At 71.3% G+C, this 7,438-nt stretch carries 7 protein-coding genes; all 7 read right to left on the bottom strand.

The window, feature by feature from the left end:
* Positions 1-755: siroheme synthase family protein (locus tag ADBZ6I_RS14515; protein ID WP_526385014.1), on the bottom strand; the 755-nt coding region annotated here is incomplete at its 3' end.
* Between the two features lie 73 nt (positions 756-828).
* Positions 829-2,040 carry a 2-oxo acid dehydrogenase subunit E2 gene (locus ADBZ6I_RS14510; RefSeq protein ID WP_526385012.1) on the bottom strand — a complete coding sequence of 404 codons (1,212 nt, stop codon included), beginning with the start codon at positions 2,038-2,040 and terminating at the stop codon, positions 829-831.
* Positions 2,037-3,065 (bottom strand): alpha-ketoacid dehydrogenase subunit beta, encoded by a 1,029-nt coding sequence (locus ADBZ6I_RS14505; RefSeq protein WP_526385010.1) that lies wholly within the window; start codon positions 3,063-3,065, stop codon positions 2,037-2,039. Before ADBZ6I_RS14505 ends, ADBZ6I_RS14510 begins: the two co-directional genes overlap by 4 nt.
* Before the next feature lies 1 nt (position 3,066).
* Positions 3,067-4,170: a pyruvate dehydrogenase (acetyl-transferring) E1 component subunit alpha gene (gene pdhA, locus ADBZ6I_RS14500; RefSeq protein WP_526385008.1), complete on the bottom strand. Its 1,104-nt coding sequence runs from the start codon at positions 4,168-4,170 to the stop codon at positions 3,067-3,069.
* Between the two features lie 243 nt (positions 4,171-4,413).
* Positions 4,414-5,778 (bottom strand): cobyrinic acid a,c-diamide synthase CobB, encoded by a 1,365-nt coding sequence (locus ADBZ6I_RS14495; protein ID WP_526385016.1) that lies wholly within the window; start codon positions 5,776-5,778, stop codon positions 4,414-4,416.
* A 71-nt stretch (positions 5,779-5,849) separates the two neighbouring features.
* Positions 5,850-6,464 (bottom strand): cob(I)yrinic acid a,c-diamide adenosyltransferase, encoded by a 615-nt coding sequence (cobO, locus tag ADBZ6I_RS14490; RefSeq protein ID WP_526385006.1) that lies wholly within the window; start codon positions 6,462-6,464, stop codon positions 5,850-5,852.
* A 15-nt stretch (positions 6,465-6,479) separates the two neighbouring features.
* Positions 6,480-7,438: vWA domain-containing protein (locus ADBZ6I_RS14485; RefSeq protein ID WP_526385004.1), on the bottom strand; the 959-nt coding region annotated here is incomplete at its 5' end.

Below are 7,438 nucleotides of genomic sequence, written 5' to 3'. Positions count from 1 at the left end.
AGCCGCACCACGAACTGCCCCGCCCGGGCGCGGTCGATCAGCACGGCGTTGATCGCGTCCTGGGCCATCGCCCGGCCGTACGGAATCTTGGCGGCGTCGATGATCTCCACATGCGGCGGCAGTTCGGCCAGCAGTTCCGGCGGGGCGAGCCGGTCGGCCACCACCACGTCGGCGTGCGCCAGGAGCCGGCGCCCGCGCACGGTGATCAGTTCCGGGTCACCGGGTCCGCCGCCGACCAGTGCCACTCCGCCCGGCACCACGTCGGAGGCGGTGCTGGCCACGATGTCGGGCACGATGCGACCGCTTTGGAACGCCTCCCGGATGGCTGAGCGCACCGCGGCCGACCGGCGGTGCTCCCCGCTGGCCAGCACCCCGACCAGCAGGCCCTCGTAGTCGAAGGAGGCCGGCGTCACCGCGGTTCCCTCCCGGCCGGCGTCGGCGCGGACACAGAAGATGTGCCGCCGCTCGGCTTCGGCCACGATCGCGGCATTGACGGCCGGGTCGTCGGTGGCGGCGATCGCGTACCAGGCGCCGTCGAGGTCGCCGTCGCGGTAGTCGCGCAATTCCAGCGTGATGCCGGGCTTCTGCTCGGCCAGAGCCTCCACGGCCGGGGTGGCGACCCGCGCGACGACGTGGACCTTCGCGCCGTGGGCGATCAGCACCGGTACCCGGCGCTGGGCCACCGTGCCACCCCCGATGACGACAACCTTCTTGCCGGACAGCCGCAGTCCGACGAGATAGGCGTTCTCGGTCACCGGGCGAGCCTAGCGAGCAGGCGCGCTGGCATGCTGGGGGCCGGGGCCGGGATGGCGGCCGCCCGTCCGGTCATTACAGATCCAGCAGAGCCGTCTCGGGGGTCTCGATCAACGCGCGGAGTTCGCCCAGGAACGCCGCGACCTGGGCGCCGTCGGCCACCCGGTGGTCGAAGGCGCAGGTCAGCATCATCGTCGACCGCACCGCCAGTGCACCGTCGACCACCACCGCGCGTGGCCGCAGCGCACCGAGCCCCAGAATCGCCGCCTCGGGGTGGTTGATCACCGGAACACCCTCGTCGAGGCCGAGCGCCCCGAAGTTCGACACCGTGAACGTCGAACCGGACAGCTGTGCCGGCGTCAGCAGGCCGTCGCGCCCAGCGCTGATCAGCGCGGCGACCGCATCGGCGAGCTGACGTGTCGTCATGGCCTGGGCGTCGCGGACCACCGGGACCAGCAGACCGCGCGGCGCGGCCACCGCCACCCCGAGATGCACCGGGTGATGGGTGTGCACCTGGGGACCGGCGGCTCCGTCGACCCAGGTGGAGTTCAGGATTCGGTGGTGGGTGAGCGCCAGGACCAGTAGCCGCAACGTGATCGTGAACGGGCTCAGGCCCAGGGTATCCCGCAATGCCAGCAGCCGCGTTCCGTCGACCTCGACGCTGGCGTGCGCATCGGGAATCTGACTGCGCGCCAAAGTCATCCGTTGGGCCATCGCCGCGTGCACACCGCGCACCGGCAGCACGTCATGGGACACCCCGGGGCGTTGCTCGCCGTGCACTCCGGCCGCGGCCAGCACCGCCTCCCGCGATATCAACCCGTCCGGCCCCGGCGTCAGCGCCGCTAGGTCCACCAGCAGGTCGGCGGCCAGCTTGCGGACCGCCGGTTTGGCCTTCGGACGCGGTCCGCGCGCACGGTCGTCGTGTCGGTCCGGTCGGGTCGGGGCCCTGCGGCTGGAGTCCGATCCCGCATCGATGCCGTAGCCGACCAGCACCGGACTGCGCGCTGCGCCATTGGTTTCCGGCTTGGGTGCGCCGTCCGCGTCGGCACCGGTCTCCACGCGTACCAGCACGGTCCCCACGGGTAGCACTTCACCCACTGCGCCGCCGAGCTCGACCACCCGGCCGGCGTACGGGCTGGGGATCTCCACTTCTGCCTTTGCCGTCTCCAGCGTGCACAGCGTCTGGTTGAGCTCCACCACGTCACCGACGGCGACACTCCAACTCGACACCGTGGCATCCTGCAGGCCCTCACCCAGGTCGGGTACCAGGAAGTCGTTGACGCTCATGGCATCTCCAAGGACCGCTCGACACAGTCCAGGAGCCGGTCGACTCCCGGCAACCACTGCTTCTCCAGACGCGCCGGCGGGTAGGGCGTATCAAAGCCGGTGGCGCGCAGGACCGGAGCTTCCAACTCGTAGAACAACTCCTCGGACACCCGGGCTGCCAGCTCAGCGCCGAAGCCGAGGGTGCGCGGACCCTCGTGCATCACTACACACCGTCCGGTCTTGCGCACCGACTGGGCGACGGTGTCGAAGTCCAGCGGGTTCAGCGACCGCAAGTCGACGATCTCCAGATCCCAGCCGTGCTGCTCGGCGGCCAGTTCGGCGGCGCTTTCCGCGGTGGCGACCAGACCCCCGTAGGTGACGACGGTCAGGTCGTTACCGGGTCGTCGGACCGCCGCCTTCCCGATCGGCAGACCGGGCCGGGTGGTGTCGACGTCGCCGCGAGTCCAGTACCGCCGCTTGGGCTCCAGGTAGATCACCGGGTCGGGACTGGCGATCGCTTCTCGCAATAGCCAGTAGGCATCGGCCGGTGTCGAGGGCACAACCACTTTCAGTCCTGCGGTGTGCGCCCAGTACGTCTCGGTGGATTCGGAGTGGTGTTCCACGGCACCGATGCCGCCGAACGACGGGATGCGAACCGTGACCGCCATGTCGATGTCGCCGTGTGTGCGCATCCGGTACTTCGCCAGATGACTGGCGATCTGGTCGAAGGCCGGGTAGCTGAAGCCGTCGAATTGGATCTCCGGCACCGGCACCATGCCCCGAATCGCCATCCCGATGGCGATGCCGATGATCGCCGACTCCGCCAGCGGGGTGTCGAAGCACCGTGCGGCACCGAATGTCCGGGCCAGACCGTCGGTCACCCGGAACACACCGCCGAGCGTGGCGACGTCTTCGCCGAACACCAGTACCCGCTCGTCGTCGGCCATCGCGTCGTGCAGGGCGCGGTTGATCGCCGCCACCATGGTCAGGTTCACCGCGGTGGGCCCCGGACTCAGCAGCGGCGGCCGCTCGAATATCTGTGTCACCTCACGCCTCCTTGGCCAGCTCGGCGGCCAGCTGCTCGCGCTGGGCAGCCAGGTCGGGGGTGATGTCGGCGTAGACGGTGTCGAACATCTCCCGCACGTCGGGGTCGGGAGCGCGGATGATCGCCTGCCGCAGGTCTGTCCGCAACCGGGTCGCGTGCGCGCTGACCCGCTGCTCGAGCCGCTCGGTCCAGACCCCGATCCGCTGCAGGTAGCTGCGGTAACGGACGATGGGATCTCTTGTGCGCCAATGGTCCAACTCGGACTCCGAGCGGTACCGGGTGGGGTCGTCGGAGGTGGTGTGCGGGCCCATCCGGTAGGTGACCGCCTCGATGAGGGTGGGCCCGTGGCCGGCGCGGGCCCGCTCGGCAGCCGCGGCCATCACCGCGTAGCAGGCCAGGACGTCGTTGCCGTCGACCCGGATTCCGGGCATGCCGTAGCCGATGGCGCGGTGCGCGATCGACGGCCCCGCCACTTGGCGGTGCACCGGAACCGAGATCGCCCACTGGTTGTTCTGCACATAGAAGACGCAGGGCGCGCCGAACACCGAAGCCAGATTGAGCGCTTCGTGGACGTCACCGGCGCTGGTGGCGCCGTCGCCGACGAACGCGACGGTCACCGAATCCTCACCGAGCCGCTGGGCCGCCATCGCCGCACCCACCGCATGCAGGGGCTGGGTTCCGATCGGGATGGAGATCGGCGCGCAGCACTTGCCGGTGAACCCGAGCCCGCCGTGCCAGCTCCCCCGCCAGACCGCGCCCATCTGGGCGCCGGTGATGCCGCGCAGCAGGAAGGCCCCGATCTCGCGGTACTGCGGGAAGAGCCAGTCGGTTTTACGCAGGCAGGCAACCGCACCGATCTGAGCGGCCTCCTGGCCGCGGCACGATGCGTACAGGGCGAGTTCGCCCTGGCGTTGCAGATTGATGAACTCGACGTCGAGTTCGCGGGTGACGACCATCATTTCGTAGAGCCAGCCGAGAGTCTCGGGCGGCAGGTCGCGGTGGAATCGGTCTTCGGATGTGGGCGCCCCGTCGTGATCGACGAGCTTGACGGGATCGAGGTCGACGGTCCAGCCGTCGCCCGACCCGGCATCGACAAATCCGGCCATGGCGCCTCCTTCAGGCCGCTGTCCGGCATGTTCGGCCCGACAGACCTTTAGTCAGCTCCAGCACTCCGCCCAGCCGAGCAACCCTGCTTGTGGCGGGTGTCGGCTAGCGTCCGGGTAGGACGCAAGCGCCGACGTTGCGCTCTGCTCGCCGTAGTACTGACGCATTTCCCATTATGCGCCCGCAACGGAGAAAGGGCCGGTGTTCATCGGCGAGCCACCGTGTCGCGGCCGTGTGCAGGGTTGTCAGCCGGCGTCTAGGCGAACGCCGGCGAGTGCGGCCCGGCCCACGAAACGGCGTATCGAATCCGGGTGCGCAGCGGGGTGGGTGTGCAGGTAGGAGGCGTGTACGCCAGCGCGAATGGCCCCTTCGCCGCCCTGCGGCAGGAGCCACGCGGGCTGGACATCCTCGGTGAATTCGACTGTGGTGCGGTGGAATTCGTGGCCGGTCACCCGTCGTCCCGCGGGATGAAGAGACGATTCTGCAGGCGCCACCGCGTCGCGGTAGCCCAGCGTCAGCCGGGGGGTGAAGCGAGCCGAGCCGGCCAACACCCCGCACATGGGGTGTCCGTCCAGATCCGACATCAGGTAGGTCAGCCCGCCGCACTCGGCGTGCACCGGCGCATGGTCGGCCAGCGCCCGGATCTGGCGGCGCAGTGCGGTGTTGGCGGTCAGCGCTTCCGGATACTGCTCGGGGAACCCACCGGGCAGCACCAGTGCGCAGGTCCGGTCGGGCAGGGTGTCGCGCAACGGGTCGAACGTCACCACGTCGGCGCCGGCGGCGCGCAACAGATCGTCGTGCTCGGCGTAGCCGAAGGTGAACGCCGGGCCCGCCGCGACGGCCACCACCGGCCGGCCGGCCACCGGTTCGCCGACCGCCTCGGCCGCCGACCACACCGGGCCGGTCACCGCTGAGGCAGCCACGGCTCGCACCGCCGCCACGTCGACGTGACGGGCCACCAGGTCGGTCATCGCCTCCACCGCCGCCCGGGCCTGCTCGCCGTGCTCGGTGGCGGTGATCAGCCCGAGATGGCGGGACGGCACCGCGAGGTCCTCGCAGCGGGGCAGCGCCCCGAAGACCGGGATTCCGACCGACTCGCAAGCCTGGCTGAGCACCTGCTCGTGGCGCGCCGAGCCGACCCGGTTGAGGATCACCCCGGCAACCCGCACCTCCGGTCGCAGCGTCGAAAGCCCGAACAGCACGGCGGCCAGTGTCTGGCTCTGCCCGCGTCCGTCGACCACCACCACCACCGGGGCGCCCAGCAGCTGGGCAACCTGGCCGGTGGATCCGCGGGCGGGGATGCGCAGCGGGTCTTCGATGCGGCCGTCGAACAGGCCCATGACACCCTCGACGACAGCGACGTCGGCGTCCAGGGACCCGTTGCGGTACAACGGCCCGATCAGGTCCTCCCCCACCATCACCGGGTCGAGGTTGCGTCCGGGCCGGCTCGCCGCCAGCGCGTGGTAGCCGGGGTCGATGAAGTCCGGGCCGACCTTGAACGGCGCCACCCGGTGTCCGGCCCGGCGCAGCGCCCCGATGAGACCCGTTGCCACAGTGGTCTTTCCGCTCCCCGAGGAAGGGGCGGAGACGACGATGGCCGGGACGCTCAACACCATGCTTCTCACCATGCCCCTCGCCATGCCCCTCGCCATGCCCCTCGCCATGCCCCTCGCCATGCCCCTCACCACTCGATGCCCCGCTGACCCTTGCGACCGGCGTCCATCGGGTGCTTGATCTTGGTCATCTCGGTCACCAGGTCGGCGGCGTCGAGCAGGGGCTGCGGCGCATCGCGGCCGGTGATCACGACATGCTGGCGGCCCGGCCGGTTGCCCAGCACCTCGACCACCTCCTCGGTGGCAACCCACCCCCACTTCAGCGGATAGGTGAACTCGTCGAGGACGTAGAAGTCGTGGCGCTGCTCGGCCAGCCGGCGGGCGATCTCGGCCCAGCCGTCGGCGGCGGCCGCGGCGTGGTCGTCCTCGGACCCGGTCTTGCGCGACCACGACCAGCCGGACCCCATCTTGTGCCATTCCACCGCACCGCCGACGCCCTGTTCCGCGTGCAGCCGGCCCAGGTGGCCGAAGGCGGTCTCCTCACCGACTTTCCACTTGGCGCTCTTGACGAACTGGAACACTGCGACGTCCAGGCCGGCGTTCCAGGCCCGCAGGGCCATCCCGAACGCGGCGGTGGACTTGCCTTTACCGGGGCCGGTGTGGACGGCCAGCAGCGGCGCGTTGCGGCGCGCCCGGGTGCTCAGCCCGTCGTCGGGAACGGCCAGCGGTTGACCCTGAGGCATCGCTGTCGTCCCCCTCTACGCCGCCCCGCGCACGGCCTGGACCAGCGCGTCGGCGCGCAGCTGCTCCAGACGCAGCACCGGTGCCCGCAGCCGCACCGCCAGGTCGGTTGCCAAACCGAGCCGCACATAGGAGGTTTCGCAGTCCACCACCACCGCGGCGGCCCCCTCCGCGACCAGCAGCTGGGCCGCGGCGCGGCTGCGCCGCAACGGGTCCGGTCCCGCGGTGGCGCGACCGTCGGTGAGCACGACGACCAGCGGCCGGCGGGTGTTGTCGCGGGCGCGTTCGCGCACCACCACGTCGCGGGCTGCCAGCAGGCCTTCGGCCAGCGGCGTGGTGCCGCCGGTGTCCAGCCCGGCCAGCCGACGGGCCGCGATGTGCGCGGAGGTGGTGGGCGGCAACACCAGACGGGCGCCGTCGGCCCGGAAGGTGATCACCGCGACCTTGTCGCGGCGCTGGTAGGCGTCGCGCAGCAGGGACAGCGCCGCACCACCCACCGCGGCCATCCGGTCGCGGGCGGCCATCGAACCGGAGGCGTCGACGACGAAGATCACCAGGTTGCCTTCCCGGCCGACCCGCACCGCCCGGCGGATGTCGTCGGCGTCCGGGCGCAGCGGCCCGGTCCCGCCGCGGCGTTCGGCGGCGCAGAGCACGGTCGCGAACAGGTGGACGCCGTGTCCGTCCTCGCCTGTGCCGGCGGCGCGCACCGCCGCGCCGGCGGAGTTGCGGGCCCGTGAACGTCGGCCGGCGTGGCCATCGCCGACACCGGGCACGGTCAGCGCCCGGGTGCGGAAGCTGGGCGCCGGCGGGGCTGCCGGCCGGCTAGACCCCGAATTGTTCTGCGGCGCCCGCGATTCCGCCGGATCATCGGCAGAGTGCCCGCCACCGGGTGGGTCGGGTTCGTCGTCGGGTCCGGTGTCGGGGGCCGCCGCGCCTGCCTGGGCCAGCGCCTCGTCGAGTTGCGCCGGATCGATAC

Source organism: Mycobacterium sp. (genome assembly GCF_044342925.1).
Lineage (GTDB): Bacteria > Actinomycetota > Actinomycetes > Mycobacteriales > Mycobacteriaceae > Mycobacterium.
This window is presented reverse-complemented; position numbering and strand designations above follow the sequence as displayed.

Excerpts from the sequence above, each read along its gene's own strand:
- ADBZ6I_RS14510 (WP_526385012.1), bottom strand. The coding sequence starts at position 2,040 with ATGAGCGTCAACGACTTCCTGGTACCCGACCTGGGTGAGGGCCTGCAG.
- pdhA (WP_526385008.1), bottom strand. The coding sequence starts at position 4,170 with ATGGCCGGATTTGTCGATGCCGGGTCGGGCGACGGCTGGACCGTCGAC.
- cobO (WP_526385006.1), bottom strand. The coding sequence starts at position 6,464 with ATGCCTCAGGGTCAACCGCTGGCCGTTCCCGACGACGGGCTGAGCACC.